Genomic DNA, 23,123 nt, shown 5'->3' with positions numbered 1-23,123 from the left:
GGCCTTGGCGAATCGGGGGCAGTGCGACGGGGTGGGGCATGTGCATGGGCTGGACCATGCAAGACCCGAACGCGAGCTTTAAATCGGCGATCCTGTCGCTGCAAGGCCACGCGCTACGCGTTTTGACGGGGGTGTATTCACAGAGGGTTTTGACTGTGCGTGCGACCTTCGCTACCGAGCCGCTCTTGCGTTGGCGCCATTGCCCGACGCGGATCATATTTCGATAAAATAACAGGAATTTCCCCGAAATGGCGAGCCGCCCTTTCATCGTTGGCAACTGGAAAATGCACGGCACGCGCGCGATGCTGTCCGAAGCGCGCGCGATTGACCGCGCTGCGCAACGTCTGATGCAGGTCGAGATTGCTCTCGCCCCGCCGTTCACCCTCATTCACCCGGTCCGCCGCGAGGCCGAGCAGATCGGTGTCGGTGCGCAGGATTGCCATCCCGCCGATGGCGGCGCGTTTACCGGCGACATCTCCGCAGCGATGGTAGCCGATGCGGGCGCCGGCTTCGTCATCCTGGGCCACAGCGAACGGCGCGAAGGCCATGGCGAGAAGGACAAGTTGATCGCGGAGAAGGGCGCAGCCGCGCTCGATGCCGGGCTCAAGATCATCCTTTGCTGCGGCGAACCGTTGGACAAGCGCGAATCGGGCAAGGCGGCCGAATACGTGCTGCGCCAGCTCAAGGCATCGCTCCCCGCCGATATCGAAGACCCGGTAGAGCGGCTGACCATCGCCTATGAACCGATCTGGGCGATCGGCAGCGGCAAGGCCGCAAGCGTTGACGATATCGTAGAGATGCACACCGCCATCCGCGAATTCCTGGTCAAGACCTATGGCGAGGAAGCCGGCGCCGAGGTGCGGATCATCTATGGTGGCTCCGTCAATGCGGAGAACGCCGCCGAGATCATGGCGGGCGACGAAGTCAACGGCGCCCTGGTGGGCGGGGCGAGCCTGTCTGCCGAAAGCTTCATGAATATCGTGCTGGCGGTGCAGGAAGTCATCGCCAACCAGTAGCGTGAGGCTGGGCCTGCTTGCGCCGCAATCGGGCAATGCCTAGCTTCATACCGAACCGATCCTTCGAAAGCAGTCCTAACGATGTTTCTTTTCCTCACCGTGGTCCAGGCGCTGGTCGCCGCAGCCCTCGTCGGCGTCATCCTGATGCAGCGCTCCGAAGGGGGCGGCCTCGGCATTGGTGGCGGTGGCTCGCCCGGCGGGATGATGAGCGCGCGCGGTGCAGCCGATTTCCTGACGCGCGCGACCCGCTGGCTGGCGGTGGCCTTCGTGGTGCTGTCGATCGCACTGGCCGCGATGGCGGTGGACATGTCGGGTGGCGATGCCATCGAATCGACGCTCGATCGCACGGTGACGCCGGCTGCGCCCGCCGATCCGCTGGCCGAAGGCGGACCGCTCGACAGTGAAGGCCTCGATGGCGATCCGCCGGTGGATTCGGTGCCCGAAGGTGATGCCGATCCGCTCGGCAGCGCGACCGAATAATCATTTCGTCTCATTTGTGGTGAGTAGCCGAGCGGTTTTTGCTCGCGACGGCTTGCGCTCGCCCGTCTTTCACCCGTAAGGCCCAACTCCCATGGCGCGGTATATTTTCATCACCGGCGGCGTGGTTTCCTCGCTCGGCAAAGGTCTCATGGCGGCATCGCTCGGCGCGTTGTTGCAGGCGCGTGGCTATAAGGTCCGCATTCGCAAGTTCGACCCCTATCTGAACGTCGATCCGGGGACGATGAGCCCCTACCAGCACGGAGAGGTCTACGTGACCGACGACGGGGCGGAGACGGACCTCGACCTCGGCCATTACGAACGCTTTACCGGCGTTTCCGCGCATCAGGGCGACAACATCACCTCGGGCCGCGTCTATCAGGACATCATCGCGAAGGAGCGTCGCGGCGATTATCTGGGCGCGACAGTGCAGGTCGTTCCGCAAGTCACCGACGCGATCAAGGCCTTCGCGCTGGCCGACCAGGGCGACCATGATTTCATCCTGTGCGAAATCGGCGGCACTGTCGGCGACATCGAATCGCTGCCCTTCATGGAAGCGATTCGCCAGCTGCGGAACGAGCTGGAGCCGATGCAGACGCTCAGCGTCCATGTGACGCTGGTGCCCTACATCGCCGCCGCGGGAGAGCTGAAGACCAAGCCGACGCAGCACTCGGTACGCGAACTCGCCAGCCTGGGCATCAAGCCCGACGTGCTGCTGTGTCGCGCCGAGCATCCGATCCCGGACAGTGAGCGGCAGAAGATCGCCAATTTCTGTAACGTGCGGCAGCAGGCGGTCATTCCCGCGCTCGACGCCAAGTCGATCTATGCGGTGCCGCTGCAATACCACCGCGAGGGGCTCGACGCAGAAGTCCTGCGCGGTTTCGGGATCACCGATGCGCCCGAGCCCGATCTTTCCCCATGGCGCGAGGTGACCGATCGCTATTTCAATCCCGAAGGCGAAGTCACGATCGGCGTGGTCGGCAAGTATGTCGGGCTGAAGGACGCCTACAAGAGCCTCAACGAAGCGCTCGTCCATGGCGGGATGGCCAACAAGGCCAAGGTCCATGTCAAATGGATCGATGCGGAGATTTTCGAACGCGATCCGGCCGAAATCGTCGCCGAGCTGGAGCCACTGCATGGCATCCTTGTGCCCGGCGGATTCGGCGAACGTGGCAGCGAGGGCAAGATCGCCAGCGTACGCTTCGCGCGCGAGCGCAAGGTGCCGTTTTTCGGCATCTGCCTCGGCATGCAGATGGCCTGTATCGAAAGCGCGCGTGCAGCCGGCGTGGAAGGCGCATCGTCAACCGAGTTCGGGGAAACGGGTGAGCCGGTGGTCGGCATCATCACCGAATGGATGACGAAGGAAGGGCTGGAAACGCGCGCTGCCGATGGCGATCTTGGCGGCACGATGCGGCTTGGCGCCTATGAAGCGAAGCTGGCAGGCAACAGCCGCGTATCGTCGATCTATGGCGGCGCGACCGAGATTTCGGAGCGCCATCGCCATCGCTATGAAGTGAACGGCGCCTATCGCGAGAGATTGGAAGGCGATGGACTGGTATTTTCCGGCATGTCACCCGATGGGCTGCTTCCCGAAATAGTCGAAAGACCGGACCATCCGTGGTTCGTGGGCGTGCAGTTTCACCCGGAATTGAAAAGTCGTCCGTTCGATCCGCACCCTCTGTTTTCCGGATTCGTAGCAGCTGCACTCAGGCAGTCGCGCTTGGTCTAAGTGACGGAAAGTAAAACCTAATCCAGATTAGGTTTGTCATGATTCCAACACCCCTTTATTTTAGCCATGATTTGCGTCATAGGCGCACCTCGCGTTGTGGGGGCAACGTTTCTTTGGGGGTTCCCTTTTGAAGAGCTTGTCCCGGGTTTGATCGTCTTCTGCGACCCGGACGGACAGACTCGGTCAAGGCGGCATATGCCGTGGGGCGGTTCCTTCAGGGGCCGCCCCAAAATTTGCAGGTCATGGAGAGTCAAAGAGAAACCCGCCCCGTCACCTTGCGTACGGAGCGGGCCTGTTAGTCAGTGCGCAAAGGGAGAGCGCAGCTGGCTGTCGGTTGGCGGTCAGGCCGCGTTACGGTCTGCACCCGAATCATCGGCGCTGTCATGATCGCCGGACTCAACCACGTTCAACGCAGGGGCTTGTTGCCCGTTGATCGCGATCTTCTTCGGCTTCATCGCCTCGGGCACTTCGCGCAGCAGGTCGATCACCAGCAGGCCGTCGGCCAGGTCGGCGTTGGCTACGCGCACATGGTCGGCCAGTTCGAAGCGGCGTTCGAACCCGCGATTGGCGATGCCGACATGCAGCATTTCGCTGTCCGCACCGCGTGCTTCGTCCTGCTTGCGACCGGTGATGGTCAGCAGGTTCTGCTGTGCGGTGATATCAATATCCTGCGGGCGGAACCCGGCCAGCGCCAGCGTGATGCGGAATTCATCGTCGCCGCGCTTCTCGATATTGAAAGGGGGGTAGTTGTCGCCGGAATTGCGGACCGAGCTTTCCAGCAGGTCGAACAGGTGGTCGAAACCAACCGTGCTGCGGCGATAGGGTGTAAAATCGATACGTGCCATTGAAACAAATCCTCCATTGAGCGATTCTGTTAGTCACAAGCTGTCCGGATCGACCCGTTATGGCATCGCCGGACGCAACCGATGTAGGGTGGGCAAAGGCCTGTACAAGACCCTTCATCAAGACCCGGATTTTCAAGGAAAGCATCTTGGCCCAACAAGTCGACATCTACACCAAGTTCGGTTGCGGATACTGCTACCGAGCGAAAAGCCTGCTCGAGAAGAAGGGTGTCGAATTCAACGAATATGACATCACGATGGGGGGCGAAAAGCGGGACGAAATGCGCGAACGTGCTCCCAATGCCAGCACGGTGCCGCAGATCTTTATTGGCGATACCCATGTCGGCGGATCGGACGAGCTGCATGCGCTGGAGCGCGAGGGCAGGCTAGACGCGCTACTGGCAGGCTGAGCAGCCTTGGCCACGACCCGCATCGCCGTGTTCCAGATGACCTCGGGCGTAGACCCGCAGGTGAACTGCAACGCGATCATCGCTGCCATGGCCGACGCGCGCGAGGGCGGGGCGGATATGCTGTTCGCGCCCGAAATGGCGCTGCTGCTGGACAGGGACCGCCAGCGCGCTGCCGCCAGTATCGACGATGAAGGCTACCCCGGACTGGTGGACAGGATCGCCGAGGCTGCGAAAGACAACGCGCTCTGGCTGAGTTTCGGCCTGCCTGTGCGGGTGGAGGGCGGAAAACTAGCCAACCGTTCGCTCCTGATCGACGATACCGGCAAGATCGTGTCGCAATACGACAAGCTGCACATGTTCGATGTCGATCTCGACAGTGGTGAAACTTGGCGGGAATCGAACGCCTACCGTCCTGGCGACAGCGTGTCGGTGACACAAACCCCGGTCGGCAGGCTGGGGCTGACCATCTGCTACGATATCCGCTTTCCTGCCCTGTTCGAGACGTTGGGGCGGGCCCTGTGCGATTGTATCGCCATCCCCGCCGCCTTCACCGTGCCCACGGGCACCGCGCACTGGCACACGCTGGTGCGCGCGCGCGCGATCGAAGCCAGCGCTTTCGTGGTGGCGACGGCGCAGGTGGGCGAGCATGCCGACGGGCGAACGACTTACGGCCACTCCCTGGTGGTCGATCCGTGGGGCGAAGTGCTGCTGGATATGGGCGGCGGCGAGGCTGGGCTTGGTTTTGCCGAAATCGACGTGCAGCGGATCGCGCAGGCGCGCGCGCAGGTGCCAAGCCTTGCCAATCGGCGCGCTATTCCCGATCGACCCTCCGCATGATCGTTTTCGACCTCGCTTGCGACAGGGGCCACCGGTTCGAGGCCTGGTTCCGCTCGTCCTCCGCTTTCGACGAGCAGGGCCGGAAGGGCCTGTTGATGTGCCCGAGCTGCGGATCGAACGAGGTTGCCAAGGCGCCGATGGCGCCGGCCGTGCCTGCCAAGGGTAATGCCCGGGTGGACAGGCCTGCCGAACAAGCAGCAAGTCCCGATGCGCCGAGCCAGGGCGGGGCACTGCCTCCGGCCGTGCGGCAGGCGATGGAGAAACTCGCCAAGCTGCAGGCGGATACGATCAAGGACAGCACTTATGTTGGCGACAAGTTCGCCGACGAAAGCCGCGCGATGCATTATGGCGAGAAGGATACCGCGCTGATCCACGGCAAGGCGAATGCGAAGGAAGCCCGCGAACTAATCGAGGAAGGCATCACCATCGCGCCGCTACTGGTGCCTTTCACTCCGCCCGAAGACGCCAATTGAGTTCGGCGAACTGAACGCATTGCGGCATTCGCACATCGTCGATAAACCCCTGCCCGGCGCGCCCGTAGCTCAGTCGGATAGAGCACCAGATTCCTAATCTGGGGGCCACAGGTTCGAATCCTGTCGGGCGCACCAACACCGATTTTGCGGGGTTGGTGGGTCATCACAGGTTCGAACTTCGGATCGGGCGCCGCAGGCGCGCTGATGGGGCGAGCGTGGCGAGGCCCTATCCTGTCGGGCGCACCAAATCAGGGCACCTTCGACGGGACATTCTCGCAGTTTGATCGGATCGCTATAAGCGGAGCCGAAATCGGGGGCTTACATGACGCACATTTTGACACGGGGCCTGTCGTGGCTCGCTTTCCTGCTGGCCATTGGCGCCACCATCGCCGCCTTTACCGGCATGACGCTCGCCCGGGTGGACCGGATCGGTAAGCTGGAAGGCTTCGGCTACCTCTACCAGTCCGCGCCGGTCGCGGCGGCAGCGCTGGTCATCGCAATTATCGCGCTGCTGCTGAACTGGCGTGCGGGCTGGCCGGCCCGGCGCGTGGCGACCATTGGTTTCCTGTTTGCGCTGGGTTTCGTAGGATCGCTGGCAGTCACGGTACTCTCCGCGCGCGATGCCCCGATGATCCACGATGCAACCACCGATCTTGCCGATGTACCGCAGTTCGAAGCGATCACCTTGCCGGAAGACAACCTGCGCGGGCTTGAGAACGAGGCCGAGTGGGTTGCATTGCACGAAGAGGGCTATCCCGACCTGCGCAGCGTCGTGATCGATCGCACGGTCGAGCAGACGATCCTCGATGCCGAGCAGTTGGCGAAGGACCGCGGGTGGACGATCCGCGCGGTTGCACCCGAGGAAGGGCGCCTCGAAGCCACGGCCTATGCCTCGTATATCCGGTTCGAAGACGAAGTGGTGATCCGCGCGCGGCCCGACGGTGCGGACCGGACGCTCGTCGACATGCGTTCAGTCAGCCGCGTGGGCCATGGCGATCTGGGTGTGAATGCGCAGCGGATCCGCGACTTCCTGGAGGATCTGGCGGCGATCAGGTAGCGCCTAGCTCTCAACCGCTTCGCCCGGATCGCGGCCCATCGGCACCCGCTCCTTGAAGGTATGGGTGATGTAAGGGAAGGGAATCTCGATCCCCGCATCGTCCAGCGCGCGCTTGATCGCGCGGATGACCCGGTCCTTGCTTTCCCACATGTCGCGCGGTTTCGATCCGGCCCACCAGCGGACCTTGAAGTCGACCGAGCTGGAATTGAACTCGACCGCGAACACGTCGATCCCCTTGTCGGCGAGCACGGTATCGACGCCTTTCACAGCATTGAGGATCACGTCCGCAGCCTCGTCCAGATCGGTGTCGTAGGAAACACCCGCGATTACTTCGTGGCGGCGTACATTGTCGTCGGTCAGGATTTCGACCGGGTTCTTGAACAGGATCGAGTTGGGGACCAGCGTCACTTCACCCGATAGCTTGCGGACATGCGTTTCGCGCAGGGTGATATGTTCCACCTTGCCGATGATGCCCTCGCACTCGATCACGTCACCGATGCGCATTTTCTCGCGCAGCATGATGAGCACGCCGGCGAGGAAGTTTTCGAATATGTCCTGGAAGGCGAAGCCGATCGCGACTGCGCCGATGCCGAGCCCCGCGATCAGGCTGGCGGGTGTCATGCCCGGCATAACCACGATCAGAGCGATCATGAGCCCGATAATCCAGATCGCGAGCTTCACGACCGTATCGATCAGGTTCTTGAGGCTGGGGCGCAGCGGTGTCTTGCCCGTCAGCACGTCGGCGATCCGCACCGCGAAGCGGGCGGCGATCCAGGTGACCGCCAGGATGAGCAGCGCGATGACGAAATTGGGGAGGGCGCGAATGAGCGCTTCCGCCATATCGACCAGCTGGTCCTGCAATGTACCCAGCGTATTGACGGTCTGGTCGTAGGTCTCGCCGGAAGGCGTGGTCGTCGGTGTGCTCATGGAAATCCCCGTTTTGCGCCACTAACGGCGGGAAAACGGGGACGGTTCCGAACCTCAGGGCAAATCCGCTTCCGCGTCCTGGGCCTTCGCATGTTCTTCGCGCGCGATTTCGTGCAGCCAGGCGGCATGCTGCGGAGCCTTCTTGGTCTCGCTCCATTCGTCGAGCATCGGCATCGCCACGCGCTTCAACTCCGCATATTGCTCGTCCGTGCCGATATCGGCGGCAAGCTCTACGCGGTGGCCGTTGGGATCGAAGAAATAGATCGATTTGAAAATGCCGTGGTGCGTCGGGCCGAGCACATCGATGCCGAGGCCTTCGATATGCGCTTTGGCGGCGAGTAGCGCGTCTTCATCGGCGACCTTGAAGGCAAGATGCTGGACCCAGAGCGGCGTGTTCTCGTCACGGCCCATGTCCTTCTGGTTGGGTAGCTCAAAGAAGGCGAGGATATTGCCGTTACCCGCGTCGAGGAAGACGTGCATGTACGGATCGTACTCGCCCGTGGAGGGGACGTGATCCTCGCTGAAGGCGCTCGTATATTCCATGCCGAGCACTTTTTCGTACCACTCGACCGTCTCTTTCGCGTCCTTGCAGCGATAGGCGGCGTGGTGGACGCCGCCGAGTGAAATGGGGTGGGATTGGTCTGCGGCCATCTAGAACTCCGTTCGTGCTGAGCTTGTCGAAGCGCGACTGGGAATGCGGGACGTTCGCCCTTCGACAGGCTCAGGACGAACGGCTGCTATTGTCTGCTGCTATTCCGCCGGTTCCCTCGCGGGCGCATCGAGCACGCCGCGACGGATCTGGTCGCGCTCCATGCTTTCGAACAGCGCCTTGAAGTTGCCTTCGCCAAAGCCCTCGTCACCCTTGCGCTGGATGAATTCGAAGAACACCGGGCCGACCTGCGCTTCGGCAAAAATCTGCAACAGAAGGCGGGGGCTGCCACCTTCGGTCGTGCCGTCGAGCAGGATGCCGCGCGCTTTCAGTTCGTCCACCGGCTCGCCGTGGTCCGGCAGGCGCTCGGGCAGCATTTCGTAATACGTCTCAGGCGGCGCGGTCATGAAGGGCACGCCGAATTCCTTGAGCTTGTCCCATGCCGCGATCAGGTCGTCGCAGATCAGCGCGATATGCTGGATGCCTTCGCCGTTGAAGTCCTTCAGGTACTCCTCGATCTGGCCCTTTCCGCCGTCGCCTTCTTCATTGAGCGGGATGCGGATCTTGCCGTCGGGCGCGGTCATCGCCTTCGAGGTCAGGCCGGTATATTCGCCCTTGATGTCGAAGAAGCGGATCTCGCGGAAGTTGAACAGCCGCTCGTACCAGTCGGCCCAATAGGCCATGCGCCCGTTATAGACATTGTGCGTGAGGTGATCGATCCGGTCGAACCCGGCGCCTTCGGGGAATTTCTCGACCCCATCCAGATACTCGAAGTCGATGTCGTAGATCGAAAGGCCCTCCTGCCCTTCGTCGGCATAGCGATCGATCAGGTAGATCAGCGCGCCGCCAATGCCCTTGATGGCAGGGATGGAGAGTTCCATCGGGCCGGTCTGCGTGTCGACCGGCTCTGCGCCCGCATCCATCAGCTTCGCCCATGCTTCGGCCGCGTCCTTCACGCGAAAGCCCATGCCGCAGGCACTCGGCCCGTGTTCGCGCGCGAAGTACCACGCCGCGCTCATCGGCTCGTAATTGGTGACAAGGTTGATGTTGCCCTGCCGCCAGAGCTGCACGTCCTTGGAACGGTGCGTGGCGACGTGGGTGAAGCCCATCGACTGGAACACCGGCTCCAGCACGCCCTTTTCGGGTGCGCAGAATTCGACGAACTCGAATCCGTCGAGGCCAGTCGGGTTCTCGAAAAGGTCGGCCATTTCGGCATCCTCCGTATCAGTATGATCTGTCGTGGCGGGCTGCAGCAATGCATTGCGGGGGGAGGCGCGCCCGGATGGCGCCGCGCTAGGTCTGCGAGGCCTGCCTGTCAATCGTGGGAACGGCTGCGGCGGCTCCTCGGTTCCGCATTCCGGCATGGCCGATGGCGAATGCTGCGGACGCTACGATATTGGGGCTTGCCACCCAGACTCCCTTGTGATTCAAGGGGCTCCATGAATATCGGCAAGCAAGCCCTCGTCACGCAGGGCATGGTCAAACAGCATAAGGCCGCCCGTCGGGAGCGTTTGACGCAGGGTCTGGCGCTGGCGGCGCTCTTGCTGATGGGCGGGATGGCGATTGCCGGGCCGAGCGGGATTTTCGCGTGGAGCGATGCGTCGAGTGCACTGTCGCAGCGGGAAGAGCGGATCGCGAAGCTGCAGGCGCAGCGCGACGATCTGAAGCAGCGCGTCGACGCTCTCGATCCCGACAATGCGGACCCGGACATGGTGGTGGAGATGATGCGGCGGAACCTGAACGTCGTCCACCCGGACGAAGTGATCCTGCCCAAGCCCAAGGCCGATACCCAGGACTAGGTCCCGGATGCGCCCGGCATGAGTGCGGGCCATGCATTCGATTTCAGGAACATCGCAACCATTGCAAGCTGGCGGACGTTACGTCATGGGCGTTGGCGCAACTGATCGCCAAGCTGCGAAGGAGTGTCACTTGGCCAAGAAACCCGCCGCGAAGAAACCCGCTGCCAAGGCAAGCAAGACGGTAGACAGCAATGATCCGGATTTCGTCCTGCATTCGCTGCAGGAAGAATTCGAGAAGAAGAAGCTGTTCGACGCGAGCGACGATCAGATGCTGCGTTTCTACGAGCAGATGCTGCTGATCCGCCGGTTCGAGGAACGCGCGGGCCAGCTTTACGGCCTCGGCCTGATCGGCGGGTTCTGCCACCTCTATATCGGGCAGGAAGCGGTCGCCATCGGGCTCCAGTCCGCGCTCGATAACGACAAGGATAGCGTGATTACTGGCTATCGCGATCATGGTCACATGCTCGCCTATGGGATCGATCCCAAGGTCATCATGGCCGAGCTGACCGGGCGCCAGGCGGGTATCTCCAAGGGCAAGGGCGGCTCGATGCACATGTTCAGCACCGAACATAAGTTTTACGGCGGGCACGGCATCGTTGGCGCGCAGGTGCCGCTGGGCGCAGGCCTCGCCTTTGCGCACAAGTACAACGAGGATGGCGGCATGTGCCTCGCCTATTTCGGCGACGGTGCGGCGAACCAGGGCCAAGTGTACGAGGCGTTCAACATGGCTGCGCTGTGGAACCTGCCGATTTGCTTCGTGGTGGAAGACAACCAGTACGCGATGGGCACCGCGACCAAGCGTTCGTCCGCCGAAACGCGGTTCTATCGTCGCGGTACGAGCTTCCGCATTCCGGGCATGGAAGTGAACGGGATGGACGTGCTGGAAGTTCGCCAAGCTGCCGAGGTCGCGTTCAAGCATGTGCGAGAGGGCAACGGCCCGGTGCTGATGGAGTGCAATACCTATCGCTATCGCGGGCATTCCATGTCCGACCCTGCAAAGTACCGCACTCGCGAGGAAGTGCAGGACCAGAAGGACCACCACGACCCGATCGAGCGGATCAAGAAGCAACTGATCGAGAAGGGCAAGAGCGAGGACGAGCTAAAGGACATCGACAAGGGCATCCGCTCGACGGTTTCCGAGGCCGCCGACTTCGCCGAAAACTCGCCCGAGCCGGACGCGAGCGAACTTTATACCGACGTCCTCGTGGAGGAGTATTGATCCATGGCGACCGAACTGAAGATGCCCGCGCTCTCTCCGACGATGGAAGAGGGCACGCTCGCCAAGTGGCTCAAGTCAGAAGGTGACAAAATCGAGATTGGCGACATCATCGCCGAGATCGAGACCGACAAGGCGACGATGGAGTTCGAAGCGGTCGATGAGGGCACGCTGGCGAAGATCATGGTCGAAGAGGGCACCGAAGGCGTCGCGGTCGGCACCGTGATCGGCATGCTCGCGGGTGAAGGCGAGGATGCTGGCGATATCGAAGCGCCTGCGGCCAAAGCCGACGAGAAAGAAGACGTCGAAGGCGAGGGCAAGGATGTCGGGCGCGACGAGTCCGAAGCCGAGATCACCACCGCTCCCGAGAAGCCCGCGCGTGCCGCTGTTAGCGATCCTTCGATCCCCGAGGGTACCAACATGGTCTCGACCAGCGTGCGCGAAGCATTGCGCGATGCCATGGCCGAAGAAATGCGCCGGGACGAGCGCGTGTTCGTGATGGGCGAGGAAGTCGCCGAATACCAAGGCGCCTACAAGGTCACGCAGGGGCTGCTGGATGAGTTCGGCGCCAAGCGCGTGGTCGATACGCCGATCACCGAATATGGCTTTGCCGGCCTCGGCACCGGCGCTGCCATGGGTGGCTTGCGGCCCATCGTCGAGTTCATGACGTTCAACGTCGCGATGCAGGCGATCGACCACATCATCAAGTCCGCCGCGAAGACCACCTACAGGTCGGGCGGGCAGATGCGCTGCCCGATCGTGTTTCGTGGCCCCAACGGCGCGGCCAGCCGCGTCGGCGCGCAGCACAGCCAGAACTACGGCCCGTGGTACGCCAGCGTGCCGGGCCTGATCGTGATCGCACCGTACGATTCAGCCGACGCCAAGGGGCTGATGAAGGCCGCGATCCGCAGCGAAGACCCGGTCGTCTTCCTCGAGAACGAACTGGTTTACGGGCGCAGCTTCGATGTGCCCGAGCTGGACGATTACGTGCTGCCGATCGGCAAGGCGCGGGTCGTGCGCGAGGGCAGCGATGTCACCATCGTCAGCTATTCGATCGCAGTCGGGTTGGCGCTCGAAGCCGCGGAGAAGCTGGCCGAGGACGGGATCGACGCCGAGGTGATCGACCTGCGCACCTTGCGCCCGCTCGACAAGGAAACCGTGCTCGAAAGCCTCAAGAAGACCAATCGCATGGTGGTCGCCGAAGAGGGCTGGGCAACCTGCTCAATCGCCAGCGAGATCGTTTCGATCTGCATGGAGGAAGGCTTCGACCATCTCGATGCGCCCGTCACCCGTGTTGCCAATGCCGACGTGCCGCTGCCCTATGCGGCAAACCTGGAGGCTATGGCGCTGATCGATACCGCAAGCATTGTCGAAGCGGTCAGGAAGGTCTGCTACGTCGAGGACTAGGAGTTAGGGCTAAGGGGCGCCGGTTTAGCGCCGTTTGCCCGGATACTAGTAAGTTACTACGCCTAAGTGTGGCAGTGGTAACCATCTTTCTTAGTCGTATGACAAACCCCGGCGGCGGCATTGTCGTTGTAGGGATTCTCCGGCGTTGGTTCCGGCGTCGTGGTGTCGCAGGTTGGATCGGTTGCGCCGTCATCCGCGACACCCGCACTCAGATTTCTGTCATCGCGGATCGGGAACGCCGCCTCGTGCTTGATGACCCTGTTGGAGATAAACATGTCCCCGAACAGGCCCTGATATTCGTAAAATACCTCGACATACATGACCGCATCGCCCTGTGGCGCGCGGATCTCGCGACCGTCCGGTCCCATCCCGTCGAAGCTGGGATCGAGCAGTTCGCTCTTTCCGCTCGCTCCGTAGTCCGATGAGTAATTCTTCATTCCGGTGCACCGTTGCCAGCGGATATATTGCAGGCTGGTGAGCGAAGTGACAGTTTCCAGGCTGGTGACAATGACCCGACCATTCTGGATGAGGTCGATCGACTCACCCTGCTTTTCCGCGCCGGAAAAGATGGAGTTGAGGTCCGAACGGTAGATCGTCTTGACCGAACTGCTGCTGCCGGTCTGCCCCATGCGCGCCGCGTTATCGGCAATCGTCAGCGATATCTGGCTGACATTCATGCTGGTCACAGCGTACCAAGCAACCTCGGTGCCGAACATCCCGAGCCCCAAGAACAGCGGCAGGCTGAGTGCAAATTCGATCAGCGCGAGACCACTGTTATCGCCGCGCAAACGGCGGGTAAACTTGCGCAGTTTGGGGAATTGCGGAAGCGCTACGGGCATGGTTTCGTCTCCGGTGTCGCCGCATCGCCCTGCTGACCAAAGGGCTGGTTCTTGAGCACGGTGCTCACGCTCATCGAGTTTTCCTGGCTCATTCCGATCAGGCCGTAGAGCGGGAACAAACGGTCGTATGTTACGGTGACGGTGTACATCACGATGTCGCGCGGGCCGCCGAAGCCTGTGGCGCCGACATCGCTATCCCATGTATTGTTGCCGTTCTCGTCTTCGAAGGTTTCGCCGCTATCGCAAACGCCATTGGCCGTGCCGCTTTCATTGATCGTTTCTGCACGTTCGACGTCGGTGAAATCGTAATAGCTCTTGCGCTCGAAATCGACGTCCGCGCTCTTCGCGACCTTTTGCACGATCGTCTCAACCTGATTGTCGATCGTGGTCTCGGAAGCTTCGCCGCTCTCAAGCGTGGAATCACGTGCTGCTTCGTGGATCGCCCCGTTCAGGACCGCGCGCAGATACACCGAATGGCCAAGATCGAACGCCCCCATGAGCAGGATCATGAAGGTCGGCGCGATGATCGCGAATTCGACCAGCGTCGCACCAGCCTGATCGCGGCGAAGCGTATCGATAAGACGGACAAGGCGGCGCATCAGTCGGTCAGCCTCAGATCGGCGATCTGTTCCGCGATGGACTGGAAAGCAGTGTTGAGGCCCGCAGAATTGTTGGCGGTAAAGCTGCTGTTCGGGCTCGCGCAAGTGCTCATGTCGGTGGTGAGCGTGGTGTTGAAGGCAACCACCCACAGCCGGATGCCCTTGGCCTTGATGGCCTTGCACAGCTCTTTGTAACGCGTCGTGTGCCTTGCTGTCTGTGCGGTTTCGATCGCGTTCCCGTCGGTCGAATTGGACATGCCCGTGATCCGGCCGTCATGCCGCTCTAGCCCATAGGCATTGTAATAATTGTTGCCGGCGGACAGCTGCCCGTCGGTCATGAACACGATGTGGCGGCCAACATACTGGTTGTTGGTCGGCGCTTGCAGGACATTGCTGGAGAAGATGCCCTCTTCCGAGCTGACCCGTGCGCCCCAGAGCAAGCCGATATCGTGATAGGTACCGCCATCCGGGGAGAGGTTGGTGGTATAGGCCTGGAAGCTCGACAGGGTCGAATACTCCGTCAGCAGCTTGCTCTGGTAAGGGCAGCTGACCTGCGGCGAGGACCCGCTCGATGTCTGCGTGGTGTTGTAGCTGCGATAATAGCTGATCTCGGGCCAGTAGGGCCGCCACTTGGTGGCATTGTTGGTAGGCGCACTGTCGATATCGAGATCGTACAGCCCGGTGGGACTGAACGTCTTTGATGTGGAATTGAAGCTGATCGAATCCGACGCGACGGTATCGCGCTCCATGATGCAGCCACCCCATTTGTAGGTGTTGTTCGTCACCCCGGTGGGGTCGGTGGTCCACGCGAAGGTCTTGTAGGTCGATGTGGGGTGCGCCACCTGCTTGTATTGCGTTTCCCACGTGGTCGACGCGGGCTTGTTTTCGTCCCAGATGCACCCCTTGTACGAATTGTCGTAGCGACCATAAACGCGGTAACCCGGCCAGCTGCCGTAGTAGTTGCCGCAGTTCCATGTGTAGGCGCTGCTCTGGCTGCGATAGTACTCGACAGTCTGGGCAGGTGTGGTGACCTGCACCCGCTTGCGCGACTGATAATTGACACTGTCTGCGATGTAGTTCTGCGGCAGCAACGCGCCGACATTGACCGTGCCGGTATAGGGCACAAAGGCATAGCGAATGCGTGCGCCGCTATTCGCTGCGGCGGACTTAAGGGTTGAGTAGAAACCGTCCATCGCGGATTTGAGAGCGCTCATCCGCGACGTCGTGGACAGGGTACCGTAACTGCGGCCCTGCTGACTGCCGTAGTAGTAGTAATACGAGTTGCATTCGCTGTCGTTCGCATCGCTCGGGCACGCCATCGAGCCGGTTGTGTCGAGCACGAAGGTAACGTCGGAATTGGCAACATCGAACTTGGCCTCGCACGACACATTCACGTCGAACTCGTCGATCGTGAAAAAGCCCATGATCACTGTCGGCACATCGACCGAGGCTACACCGCGGACATTGCTGGTGCCGCTCGGATTGGTGGGAACGAAGCTGAGGTTCTCGGACCCCAGATAATTGTCGGCGTAGTTGACCTCGAAATAGTCGACTGCGGAGTTGTACGCATCGGTCGTCCAGCCGCCGTCGGCCATTTCCTTGCGACCCGCCAGAACGCCCGCATCGCAAGCCTGCTGCAGACGCGACTGGACCATGTAGGCGCGGCTCATGTCGACCCCGCTCCCGATCATGGCGACCAGCGGAACCATTGCGGCTGCGACGATGGCAAGCGTATTGCCCGCGATATCGTGGCGCAGGCGCATCAGAAATTTCATGTCTGCCCCTCGATCGTCATACCCGTGTCCGAACGTCACCCGTCTTGCGCAGGGCAAGCCACCCCGCATCGCCCGCCCGCTTAGCGCACGGGTGGTTAGACTGCCTTGACCGATCAGGGTTGAAGCGAGGTTAATATCCGCGCATGCGAACGCGCGTGGTAGGCTCAAAGAATCCCCAGATGCAGTTGTTCGAGCCGGACCCGGCGATCAGGCTGGCGTTGGCCTATGCCCGTGCGAGCGACCGCCCGGTATTCGAGGATCTGTTCGCACTCGACCGGAGGTTGGCCGATGCGGTGCGACAGGCGAGTGAGCCGATCATCGCGCAGCTGAAGCTGGCGTGGTGGCGCGATCGGTTCGCACAGTCGCCGACGGAATGGCCCAAGGGCGAGCCATTGCTGGAGCGGCTGGCCCAGTGGCACGATGCACGGGATGCGGATGTCTCGCGGTTTGGCGCGCTGGTTGACGGGTGGGAAGCCTTGCTGGCCGACAGGCCATTTGCCAGCGAGACGATCGCGGCCTTCGCACAAGGCCGCGCGGAAGCGTGGTCGGCGGTGGCACTGGCGCTGGACGAAGCGCCTCACCTCGCAATGCGACCCGCCTTGCTGTCCGCCCATGCGGACCTGGCTCAGTTCGGTTCTTCGGCAGAGGAAGCGCTGGGAATCCGCAATGCTGCACAGGATGCGCTTCGTTCGTCTGCAAATTGGATGCCGCGGGCCTTGCGCCCGTTCGCAGTGCTTGGCGTATTGGGAGAGCGTAGCCTGCGTTCCGAGGGTGCGCAGCTTTCGACCGTCGGCGATTTTTTCGCGGGTGTGCGTGCCGGTATGCTAGGCCGGTAGGAGATTAAGTGGGGAGCGGCATGGATCGGATGATCTTGGGCACGGTGCTGGGGCTGGTATTGGCGGGCATCGGCATATTCTGGTGGCAGGGACGAGCACAGGTCGAAGAGGCTGCGCCGCCGCCCATGCCGGAAGAGGCCGACCCACCGGCGGAACCCGAAATCCCGCAAGCCGATGTCGCCGACATGACAGGGCCGAAGCCGCCCGAAGCGACCGAGCTGACGCGCGAACAGCGCCGCTTCTTTCGCTACGATCGCAACCGAGACCTCAAGATCACGCGCAACGAGATGCTCTCGACGCGGACCAACGCATTCCGCAAGCTCGACAAGGATGGCAACAACCTGCTCACCTTCGAAGAGTGGGCGGTGACCACAGCGACCAAATTCGATGGTGCAGACGCGGACGGCAACCGGGTTCTGAGCCAAGCGGAATTCGCGACCACCGCGCCCAAGCGGCGCGCCAAGCCGCGCTGTAATTGCTAGGCAAGCACGCGCTCACGCGATGCCAGCCAATCTCCCAGATCCGCCTTGGCGCGGCTGGTGTAGGCTTCCTTGCGCTGCTTCTTCTTCACCTCGTGAAGTGGGGGGAAGAGCCCGAAATTGACGTTCATCGGCTGGAAGGTCTCGGCCTCCGCATCGCCGGTAACATGGCTTAGCAACGCACCAAGCGCTGTCGTGGGCGGGGGAGGAGACCAGTCCTCGCCGCGAAACTCTGCCGCCGCCATCAGTCCGGCCATCAGGCCGATGGCCGCGCTCTCGACATAGCCCTCGCATCCGGTGATCTGCCCGGCGAAGCGGATATGCTCGGCTTTCCTCAGTCGCAGCTGCCGGTCGAGCACCAGTGGCGAGTTGATGAAGGTGTTGCGATGCAGCCCGCCCAGCCGTGCGAACTCGGCGTTCTCAAGCCCCGGTATCGTGCGGAACAGCTCTACCTGCGCCCCGTATTTCAGCTTGGTCTGGAAGCCGACCATGTTCCACAGCGTGCCCAGCTTGTTGTCCTGCCGGAGCTGGACGACCGCGTAGGGCCAGCGTCCCTGCGGATGCTCTTCCGACGTGTCGTAGGGATTATCGAGCCCGACGCCCTTCATTGGGCCGTAGCGCAGCGTCTCGATGCCACGCTCGGCCATCACTTCGATCGGCATGCAACCATCGAAATAGGGGGTGTCGGCCTCCCACTCCTTGAACTCGGTCTTTTCGCCATCAACCAGCGCCTGCACGAAGGTCTCGTACTGCTCCTTCGTCATCGGGCAGTTGATGTAGTCACCGTCTTCGTTGCTGGTTTCGGTCCGCTTGTTCCAGCGGGACTGGACCCAGCATTTGCTCATGTCGATGGAGTCGCGGTGGACGATGGGCGCGATGGCATCGAAGAAGGCCAGCCGATCCTCGCCCGTTGCCGCGACGATGCTTTCCGCGAGTGTCTGAGCAGTGAGCGGCCCGGTCGAAACGATGGTGAGCCCGGCTTCGGGCAGGGTGTCCACCCTTTCGCGCACGATCTCGATGTTCGGGTGGTTGGTGAGGGTGCGCTCCACCTCTTCGGAGAACACGTCGCGGTCCACCGCCATTGCGCTGCCCGCCGGCACGCGGGCCTTCTCGCCTGCCGCCATCACGATGGAGTCCAGCCGCCGCATCTCGTCATGCAGCAGGCCCACCGCGTTCTTGTCGCTGTCGTCGGAGCGGAAGGAGTTGGAGCAGACCAGTTCGGCGAGGCCATCGGTCTGGTGCGCAGGCGTTGTCTCTCCACTCCCGCGCATCTCCGACAGGCGCACTTTCACTCCGGCTTGGGCTAGCTGCCATGCGGCTTCGGACCCGGCGAGACCGCCGCCGATGATGTGAACGTCATGTGCCATGCCCGCGCACCTAGGGGTTAGCGCGGTGGTTCGCAATTAGCCGACGACCCGGCCCGCACCCTTTGCGATCTCGGGCATAGCCTTGTCCAGCCGCCGCGCAAGCTCGGGTAGTCGCTTCACCGGCACGCCGGGAAACAGGTGATGTTCGAGGTGGAAGAACATATTGTAGCTGACGAAGTTCACCAGTGCGTTGCGCTGCGTTCGCGCGACCATCGCATGCCCGTCGCCGGCCCTATGCGTGATCCACACCGCGAACAGCGCCGTGAGGCTCTGCGCCACCAGCATCGCGGCGAGGTGGAACCAGAGGAAATCGAGCGCGAAGACTATCGCCAGAAGCGGCAGCAACCAGTTGAGCGCGAGATCGGTCAGCATCCGCCGTCGCCAGAATTTTCCGCCGCGCTTCCATGTTTCCAGATGGCATTCCACCGGGAATTTCGGCCCGTAGGCGAGCACCTGCCAAAGGCTCATGTGCCCGCACTTGCCCTCGATATCCTGCGGCGTATCGAGGTGTTTGTGATGGCGCAGGTGGTTGAACGCGACCGAGTGGTTCGATCCGATCATCACCACGCTGAGCGCATGCATCACATTGTGATGGCCGCGAGCTGTAAAGCCGAGATTGTGATGGATTGCCTCGTGGTTTAACCTCAGCGCGACGAGGAAGAACATAAACGAGCAGCCGAGCGCGAGGGGCCACAGCCCAAGCCACGCGAATAGCCAACTTGCACCGAGCCATGGGAGGGGGAGGGTGCATTCGCGGCAGCCCTCGCAACGACTCATCGGAACAAGATCGCGCCATCGGACACGTGCGAGCAGCTTTGCAGAAATTCGGGCAGTGGCCATCGCGTAACCCCCTCTTTCTTGCTAGGTATTCTATCAGTACCTTGGGCAAGGCCAAGCGCATTGCACCGCACCTGCGTTGCGCTTGTCGCAACACTCCATGTGAGAGGACCACACTATCTCCCGCCGCCGCGCACTTCTCCAACACCGCCCCTGGTTGGCCCTCAGTCTGCTGGCGGGTATCGCCTACCCGTTGCTTAGCGATACAGCGCTGGGCGGCCTGTGGCTGATGGCGATCAAGGCCTCCGCGGTCGGCCTACTTGCAGTGTATGCAGCGCACCGGACCAAGGGGCTGCGGTCGGGCATGTTTGTATTCGCACTGGCGTTGTCGGCGCTGGGTGACGCGCTGATCGAGTTATCGCTCGTCGCTGGTGGTGCGGCCTTTCTCGCCAGCCACCTCGTCGCCATCCTGTTCTATCGCGGTTACTTGCGGCCCGAACCCAGCGTCGCCCGAAAATGGGGCACGATCCTGCTGTTCCTCGCCGTCCCGCTGGGATGTTACATCCTGAGCGGCGACTGGACGATCGCGCTCTACGGCACAGCCCTTGGCGGAATGGCCATGGCGGCATGGCTCAGCCTTTTCCCGCAATGGCGGGTGGGGCTGGGCGCATTGTTGTTCGTCTTTTCCGACTGGCTGATCTTCAGCCGTTTCGGCCCGTACGATCTGGCGCCGCTGCCCGATCTGCTCGTCTGGCCGACCTATTACCTCGGCCAGCTGCTCATCGCGACCGGGGTAGTGCAGACCTTGCGGCGTTTCAGGCGGTAGCCACTAGATATCCGTGGGCGGCGGATCGTCCCGGTCGAGCGTGGTGTGCGGGGTTGTTGTCTGGTCCTCGCGCGCCATGCGTTCGTCCATGATCGCCGCTTCGGCGTCGTTTTCAGGCTCCGCATCCTCATCGATCCGCGCGGCGCCCACGATGTGTTCGCCCTTGGCGACATCGAACACCTTCACGCCCGACGATCCGCGCCCGTAGACCGACCAGCCCTTGTGGTTCTCGAACCCGCCGGGAACGAGATGCCTGAAGTCTATCGGTAGGCGGATCAGCTTGGCCTGATCGGTCACCAGCATCAGCTGCATGCCGTGGCGCACGGGGAAGCTGGCGACCACGGGGCCGTTGCGATCGGCTTTGCTCGGCTCGCCGATATTGGCGATGCCCTGTCCACCGCGCCCGATGGTGCGGTATTCGTAGGCCGAGGAAATCTTGCCGTAGCCATTGGCGGTGAGGGTGAGGATGAACTCCTCATTCTCCTCCATGTCCTGCGCCAGCTCGGCGGGCAGGGTGTGCTCGGCTCCGTTGTTCTTCCACACCGCCGCGCGCAGATAAGCCTCGCGCGTTTCCATGTCGTGGGTCAGCGGGTCGAGCACCGCGAGCGAGACCACCTTCTCGCCCGGTTTCAGTTTCATGCCGCGCACGCCGATACCGGTACGGCTCTTGGTTTCGCGCGCATCGGTGGCGGAGAAGCGGATCGCCTTGCCTGCGTCGGACGCGAGGAAGATTTCCTGCTCCTCGTTCAGCAGGCGCACGCCGATCAGGCGGTCGCCGCTGCCCTCGACGAAGCCCATCGCGTACTTCCCGTTGGAAGGCACGTTGGTAAAGGCATCCATCGAATTGCGGCGGACCATGCCCTGCTCGGTCGCGAAGACGATGTTGAGTTCGCTCCACTCGGTCTCGTCCTGCGGCAGTGGGAGGACGTTGGTGACGCGCTCGTCCTCGCCCAGCGGCAGCAGGTTGACCATTGGGCGGCCCTTGGTCTGCGGCCCGCCTTCGGGCAGTTTCCAGACCTTGAGGCGGTAGACCCGGCCCGCATTGGTGAAGAACAGCACCGGATTGTGGGTGCTGGTGACGAACATCTCGACCACCGCATCCTCGTCCTTGGTGGCCATCGAGCTGCGGCCTTTGCCGCCGCGCGCCTGGGCCCTGAAGGCCTGCAGCGGCGTGCGCTTGATGTAACCGCCATGGGTGACGGTGACGACCATGTCTTCCTGTTCGATCAGGTCTTCGTCTTCGAGACCGTCCCACGCCGGTGCGATTTCGGAGATGCGGGGCGTCGCGTATTGTTCGCGGATCGCTTCCAGCTCTTCGCGCATGACCTGGTAGAGCTTGCGCCGGTCGGCGAGGATCGAGAGGTATTCCTCGATCGCCAGCGCCAGTTCCTTCAGCTCGTCGCCGATTTCGTCGCGGCCCAGCGCGGTCAGGCGATGCAGCCGCAGTTCAAGGATCGCCTTCACCTGCCGTTCGGAGAGGCGATAGGTACCGCCTTCCTGCTCGGAAGACAGATCGATCGCCTCGACCAGTTCGATATACTGAGCGATGTCGCCAATCGGCCATTCCTTGGCGAGCAGCTTCCCGCGCGCTTCGGCAGGGTTCGACGCACCGCGGATCATCGCGACCACCTCGTCGAGGTTGCTCACCGCGACCACGAGGCCGAGCAAGATATGCGCCCGGTCGCGGGCCTTGTTCAGCTCGTACTTGGTGCGACGGGTGATGACCTGTTCGCGGAACTGGATGAAGGCCTGGATGATATCGCGCAGCGACAGGACTTCAGGGCGTCCACCACGGATCGCCAGCATGTTCGCCGGGAAACTCGCCTGCGCAGGGCTGTAGCGCCACAGCTGGTTGAGCACGACCTCGGGCGAGGCGTCTCGCTTCAGGTCCACGACCACGCGCACGCCTTCGCGAGAGGACTCGTCGCGAATGTCGGAGATGCCCTCGATCCGCTTGTCCTTCGCGGCTTCGGCGATCTTTTCGACCAGCATGTTCTTGCCGACCTGGAAGGGGATCGAGGTGAGCACGATGCTCTGCCGGTCGTTCCGCCCGGTCTCGATCTCGTGCCGCGCGCGCATCATGATCGAACCGCGCCCGGTGAGGTAGGCGGATCGAGCACCCGACTGGCCGAGGATCAGCGGTGCCGTGGGGAAATCGGGGCCGGGGATGTACTCGATCAGCTCTTCGGAGGTGATCGCGGGGTTGGCGATGAAGGCAAGGCACCCGTCGATCACTTCGCCCAGATTGTGGGGCGGGATATTGGTCGCCATGCCCACAGCGATGCCGCCAGCGCCGTTCACCAGCAGGTTGGGGAAGCCCGCCGGAAGCACCGTGGGTTCCTGCGTCGAACCGTCGTAGTTGTCGGCGAAATCGACCGTGTCCTTGTCGAGATCGTCGAGAAGGGCATTGGCAACCTTGGCCAGCCGCGCTTCGGTATAGCGCATAGAGGCCGGCGGATCGGGGTCCATGCTGCCGAAATTGCCCTGGCCATCGACCAGGGGAACCCGCATGGACCAGTCCTGCGTCATGCGCGCCAGCGCATCGTAAATCGCGCTGTCGCCGTGCGGGTGGTAGTTACCCATCACGGCACCGACAATGTTCGCAGACTTCTTGTAAGGCTTGTCCGGCGTGTTGCCATTGACCTGCATGGCATAGAGAATCCGGCGGTGAACCGGCTTCAGGCCATCGCGCACATCGGGCAGCGCACGGCTGACAATGACGCTCATCGCATAGTCGAGATAGGAGCGTTTCAGCTCGTCCTCGATATCAACAGGATCAATCCCGT

23 protein-coding genes and 1 tRNA gene are annotated in these 23,123 nt (G+C 62.2%); 14 read left to right on the top strand and 10 right to left on the bottom strand.

What is annotated here, in order from left to right; translation table 11 throughout:
• Positions 1-248 precede the first annotated feature (248 nt).
• The 3 genes from tpiA to ACEQXE_RS08690 all read left to right on the top strand — a co-directional run bounded on the left by tpiA (position 249) and on the right by ACEQXE_RS08690 (position 3,222).
• The gene (gene tpiA / locus ACEQXE_RS08700) at positions 249-1,016 is read left to right on the top strand and encodes a triose-phosphate isomerase (RefSeq protein ID WP_370178494.1); all 768 of its coding nucleotides are present in this window, start codon (positions 249-251) and stop codon (positions 1,014-1,016) included.
• A gap of 81 nt (positions 1,017-1,097) precedes the next feature.
• Positions 1,098-1,496: a preprotein translocase subunit SecG gene (gene secG, locus ACEQXE_RS08695; protein WP_370178493.1), complete on the top strand. Its 399-nt coding sequence runs from the start codon at positions 1,098-1,100 to the stop codon at positions 1,494-1,496.
• 91 nt (positions 1,497-1,587) lie between these two features.
• On the top strand, positions 1,588-3,222 hold the full coding sequence (locus ACEQXE_RS08690; protein WP_370178492.1) for a CTP synthase: 1,635 nt from the start codon (positions 1,588-1,590) through the stop codon (positions 3,220-3,222).
• Between the two features lie 341 nt (positions 3,223-3,563).
• Here the strand turns inward: ACEQXE_RS08690 and ACEQXE_RS08685 are convergent, their stop codons facing one another.
• On the bottom strand, positions 3,564-4,067 hold the full coding sequence (locus tag ACEQXE_RS08685; protein ID WP_370178491.1) for an Hsp20 family protein: 504 nt from the start codon (positions 4,065-4,067) through the stop codon (positions 3,564-3,566).
• A 146-nt stretch (positions 4,068-4,213) separates the two neighbouring features.
• Between ACEQXE_RS08685 and grxC the strand changes: the two genes are divergently transcribed.
• From grxC to ACEQXE_RS08660, 5 genes are all read left to right on the top strand, one after another.
• Complete coding sequence (gene grxC / locus ACEQXE_RS08680) at positions 4,214-4,474, top strand: glutaredoxin 3 (RefSeq protein WP_370178490.1); 261 nt, start codon at positions 4,214-4,216, stop codon at positions 4,472-4,474.
• Between the two features lie 36 nt (positions 4,475-4,510).
• On the top strand, positions 4,511-5,311 hold the full coding sequence (locus ACEQXE_RS08675) for a carbon-nitrogen hydrolase family protein (protein ID WP_370178517.1): 801 nt from the start codon (positions 4,511-4,513) through the stop codon (positions 5,309-5,311).
• On the top strand, positions 5,308-5,784 hold the full coding sequence (locus ACEQXE_RS08670) for a DUF1178 family protein (protein WP_370178489.1): 477 nt from the start codon (positions 5,308-5,310) through the stop codon (positions 5,782-5,784). The genes ACEQXE_RS08675 and ACEQXE_RS08670 overlap by 4 nt, the downstream gene beginning before the upstream one ends.
• Before the next feature lie 58 nt (positions 5,785-5,842).
• Positions 5,843-5,919, top strand: a tRNA-Arg gene (locus ACEQXE_RS08665).
• 187 nt (positions 5,920-6,106) lie between these two features.
• Positions 6,107-6,841: a DUF1499 domain-containing protein gene (locus tag ACEQXE_RS08660; RefSeq protein WP_370178488.1), complete on the top strand. Its 735-nt coding sequence runs from the start codon at positions 6,107-6,109 to the stop codon at positions 6,839-6,841.
• Between the two features lie 3 nt (positions 6,842-6,844).
• Here ACEQXE_RS08660 and ACEQXE_RS08655 read toward each other — a convergent pair whose 3' ends face one another.
• From ACEQXE_RS08655 to hppD, 3 genes are all read right to left on the bottom strand, one after another.
• Positions 6,845-7,768 (bottom strand): mechanosensitive ion channel family protein, encoded by a 924-nt coding sequence (locus ACEQXE_RS08655; RefSeq protein ID WP_370178487.1) that lies wholly within the window; start codon positions 7,766-7,768, stop codon positions 6,845-6,847.
• Positions 7,769-7,822: 54 nt separating this feature from the next.
• Positions 7,823-8,419 carry a VOC family protein gene (locus ACEQXE_RS08650; RefSeq protein WP_370178486.1) on the bottom strand — a complete coding sequence of 199 codons (597 nt, stop codon included), beginning with the start codon at positions 8,417-8,419 and terminating at the stop codon, positions 7,823-7,825.
• 99 nt (positions 8,420-8,518) lie between these two features.
• Complete coding sequence (hppD, locus tag ACEQXE_RS08645; RefSeq protein ID WP_370178485.1) at positions 8,519-9,625, bottom strand: 4-hydroxyphenylpyruvate dioxygenase; 1,107 nt, start codon at positions 9,623-9,625, stop codon at positions 8,519-8,521.
• Between the two features lie 231 nt (positions 9,626-9,856).
• Between hppD and ACEQXE_RS08640 the strand changes: the two genes are divergently transcribed.
• The 3 genes from ACEQXE_RS08640 (at position 9,857) to ACEQXE_RS08630 (ending at position 12,839) form a co-directional block, all read left to right on the top strand.
• Positions 9,857-10,216 carry a septum formation initiator family protein gene (locus ACEQXE_RS08640; protein ID WP_370178484.1) on the top strand — a complete coding sequence of 120 codons (360 nt, stop codon included), beginning with the start codon at positions 9,857-9,859 and terminating at the stop codon, positions 10,214-10,216.
• Positions 10,217-10,346: 130 nt separating this feature from the next.
• Positions 10,347-11,435: a pyruvate dehydrogenase (acetyl-transferring) E1 component subunit alpha gene (gene pdhA, locus ACEQXE_RS08635; protein WP_370178483.1), complete on the top strand. Its 1,089-nt coding sequence runs from the start codon at positions 10,347-10,349 to the stop codon at positions 11,433-11,435.
• Positions 11,436-11,438: 3 nt separating this feature from the next.
• On the top strand, positions 11,439-12,839 hold the full coding sequence (locus ACEQXE_RS08630) for a pyruvate dehydrogenase complex E1 component subunit beta (protein WP_370178482.1): 1,401 nt from the start codon (positions 11,439-11,441) through the stop codon (positions 12,837-12,839).
• 62 nt (positions 12,840-12,901) lie between these two features.
• Here the strand turns inward: ACEQXE_RS08630 and ACEQXE_RS08625 are convergent, their stop codons facing one another.
• From ACEQXE_RS08625 to ACEQXE_RS08615, 3 genes are read right to left on the bottom strand one after another with little or no spacing between them, the layout of a single operon-like run.
• Positions 12,902-13,678 (bottom strand): TadE/TadG family type IV pilus assembly protein, encoded by a 777-nt coding sequence (locus tag ACEQXE_RS08625; protein WP_370178481.1) that lies wholly within the window; start codon positions 13,676-13,678, stop codon positions 12,902-12,904.
• Positions 13,669-14,277: a TadE/TadG family type IV pilus assembly protein gene (locus ACEQXE_RS08620; RefSeq protein ID WP_370178480.1), complete on the bottom strand. Its 609-nt coding sequence runs from the start codon at positions 14,275-14,277 to the stop codon at positions 13,669-13,671. Before ACEQXE_RS08620 ends, ACEQXE_RS08625 begins: the two co-directional genes overlap by 10 nt.
• Complete coding sequence (locus ACEQXE_RS08615) at positions 14,277-16,052, bottom strand: TadE/TadG family type IV pilus assembly protein (RefSeq protein ID WP_370178479.1); 1,776 nt, start codon at positions 16,050-16,052, stop codon at positions 14,277-14,279. Before ACEQXE_RS08615 ends, ACEQXE_RS08620 begins: the two co-directional genes overlap by 1 nt.
• Positions 16,053-16,231: 179 nt before the next feature.
• Here ACEQXE_RS08615 and ACEQXE_RS08610 point away from each other — a divergent pair, with 179 nt between their 5' ends.
• Positions 16,232-16,888 (top strand): squalene/phytoene synthase family protein, encoded by a 657-nt coding sequence (locus ACEQXE_RS08610; RefSeq protein WP_370178478.1) that lies wholly within the window; start codon positions 16,232-16,234, stop codon positions 16,886-16,888.
• Between the two features lie 20 nt (positions 16,889-16,908).
• Entirely contained in the window at positions 16,909-17,370 is a 462-nt protein-coding gene (locus ACEQXE_RS08605; protein ID WP_370178477.1) for a hypothetical protein, read from the top strand.
• Here ACEQXE_RS08605 and trmFO read toward each other — a convergent pair.
• Both trmFO and ACEQXE_RS08595 read right to left on the bottom strand, forming a co-directional pair.
• A complete protein-coding gene (gene trmFO / locus ACEQXE_RS08600; protein WP_370178476.1) occupies positions 17,367-18,734 on the bottom strand; it encodes a methylenetetrahydrofolate--tRNA-(uracil(54)-C(5))-methyltransferase (FADH(2)-oxidizing) TrmFO in 1,368 nt (455 codons plus the stop codon). The genes ACEQXE_RS08605 and trmFO overlap by 4 nt on opposite strands.
• Before the next feature lie 36 nt (positions 18,735-18,770).
• A complete protein-coding gene (locus tag ACEQXE_RS08595; RefSeq protein WP_370178515.1) occupies positions 18,771-19,511 on the bottom strand; it encodes a fatty acid desaturase in 741 nt (246 codons plus the stop codon).
• A 253-nt stretch (positions 19,512-19,764) separates the two neighbouring features.
• Between ACEQXE_RS08595 and ACEQXE_RS08590 the strand changes: the two genes are divergently transcribed.
• Complete coding sequence (locus tag ACEQXE_RS08590; RefSeq protein WP_370178475.1) at positions 19,765-20,337, top strand: lysoplasmalogenase family protein; 573 nt, start codon at positions 19,765-19,767, stop codon at positions 20,335-20,337.
• A 3-nt stretch (positions 20,338-20,340) separates the two neighbouring features.
• On the opposite strand, the gene gyrA is transcribed toward ACEQXE_RS08590, so the two are convergent.
• Positions 20,341-23,118, bottom strand: coding sequence for a DNA gyrase subunit A (gene gyrA / locus ACEQXE_RS08585; RefSeq protein ID WP_370178514.1), 2,778 nt, complete (start codon positions 23,116-23,118; stop codon positions 20,341-20,343).
• Between the last annotated feature and the right edge of the window lie 5 nt (positions 23,119-23,123).

The organism is Alteriqipengyuania sp. (genome assembly GCF_964222115.1).
Classification (GTDB): Bacteria; Pseudomonadota; Alphaproteobacteria; order Sphingomonadales; family Sphingomonadaceae; genus Alteriqipengyuania.
Note: the sequence above shows the minus strand (reverse complement) of the source record. Positions and strands in the feature narration are given on the sequence as shown.

What these genes read in the sequence shown, in the direction of transcription:
- tpiA (WP_370178494.1), top strand. Translation starts at nt 249, where the DNA reads ATGGCGAGCCGCCCTTTCATCGTTGGCAACTGGAAAATGCACGGCACG.
- secG (WP_370178493.1), top strand. Translation starts at nt 1,098, where the DNA reads ATGTTTCTTTTCCTCACCGTGGTCCAGGCGCTGGTCGCCGCAGCCCTC.
- ACEQXE_RS08690 (WP_370178492.1), top strand. Translation starts at nt 1,588, where the DNA reads ATGGCGCGGTATATTTTCATCACCGGCGGCGTGGTTTCCTCGCTCGGC.
- ACEQXE_RS08685 (WP_370178491.1), bottom strand. Translation starts at nt 4,067, where the DNA reads ATGGCACGTATCGATTTTACACCCTATCGCCGCAGCACGGTTGGTTTC.
- ACEQXE_RS08675 (WP_370178517.1), top strand. Translation starts at nt 4,511, where the DNA reads ATGACCTCGGGCGTAGACCCGCAGGTGAACTGCAACGCGATCATCGCT.
- ACEQXE_RS08670 (WP_370178489.1), top strand. Translation starts at nt 5,308, where the DNA reads ATGATCGTTTTCGACCTCGCTTGCGACAGGGGCCACCGGTTCGAGGCC.
- ACEQXE_RS08660 (WP_370178488.1), top strand. Translation starts at nt 6,107, where the DNA reads ATGACGCACATTTTGACACGGGGCCTGTCGTGGCTCGCTTTCCTGCTG.
- ACEQXE_RS08655 (WP_370178487.1), bottom strand. Translation starts at nt 7,768, where the DNA reads ATGAGCACACCGACGACCACGCCTTCCGGCGAGACCTACGACCAGACC.
- ACEQXE_RS08650 (WP_370178486.1), bottom strand. Translation starts at nt 8,419, where the DNA reads ATGGCCGCAGACCAATCCCACCCCATTTCACTCGGCGGCGTCCACCAC.
- hppD (WP_370178485.1), bottom strand. Translation starts at nt 9,625, where the DNA reads ATGGCCGACCTTTTCGAGAACCCGACTGGCCTCGACGGATTCGAGTTC.
- ACEQXE_RS08640 (WP_370178484.1), top strand. Translation starts at nt 9,857, where the DNA reads ATGAATATCGGCAAGCAAGCCCTCGTCACGCAGGGCATGGTCAAACAG.
- ACEQXE_RS08630 (WP_370178482.1), top strand. Translation starts at nt 11,439, where the DNA reads ATGGCGACCGAACTGAAGATGCCCGCGCTCTCTCCGACGATGGAAGAG.
- ACEQXE_RS08625 (WP_370178481.1), bottom strand. Translation starts at nt 13,678, where the DNA reads ATGCCCGTAGCGCTTCCGCAATTCCCCAAACTGCGCAAGTTTACCCGC.
- ACEQXE_RS08620 (WP_370178480.1), bottom strand. Translation starts at nt 14,277, where the DNA reads ATGCGCCGCCTTGTCCGTCTTATCGATACGCTTCGCCGCGATCAGGCT.
- ACEQXE_RS08615 (WP_370178479.1), bottom strand. Translation starts at nt 16,052, where the DNA reads ATGAAATTTCTGATGCGCCTGCGCCACGATATCGCGGGCAATACGCTT.
- ACEQXE_RS08610 (WP_370178478.1), top strand. Translation starts at nt 16,232, where the DNA reads ATGCAGTTGTTCGAGCCGGACCCGGCGATCAGGCTGGCGTTGGCCTAT.
- ACEQXE_RS08605 (WP_370178477.1), top strand. Translation starts at nt 16,909, where the DNA reads ATGGATCGGATGATCTTGGGCACGGTGCTGGGGCTGGTATTGGCGGGC.
- trmFO (WP_370178476.1), bottom strand. Translation starts at nt 18,734, where the DNA reads ATGGCACATGACGTTCACATCATCGGCGGCGGTCTCGCCGGGTCCGAA.
- ACEQXE_RS08595 (WP_370178515.1), bottom strand. Translation starts at nt 19,511, where the DNA reads ATGAGTCGTTGCGAGGGCTGCCGCGAATGCACCCTCCCCCTCCCATGG.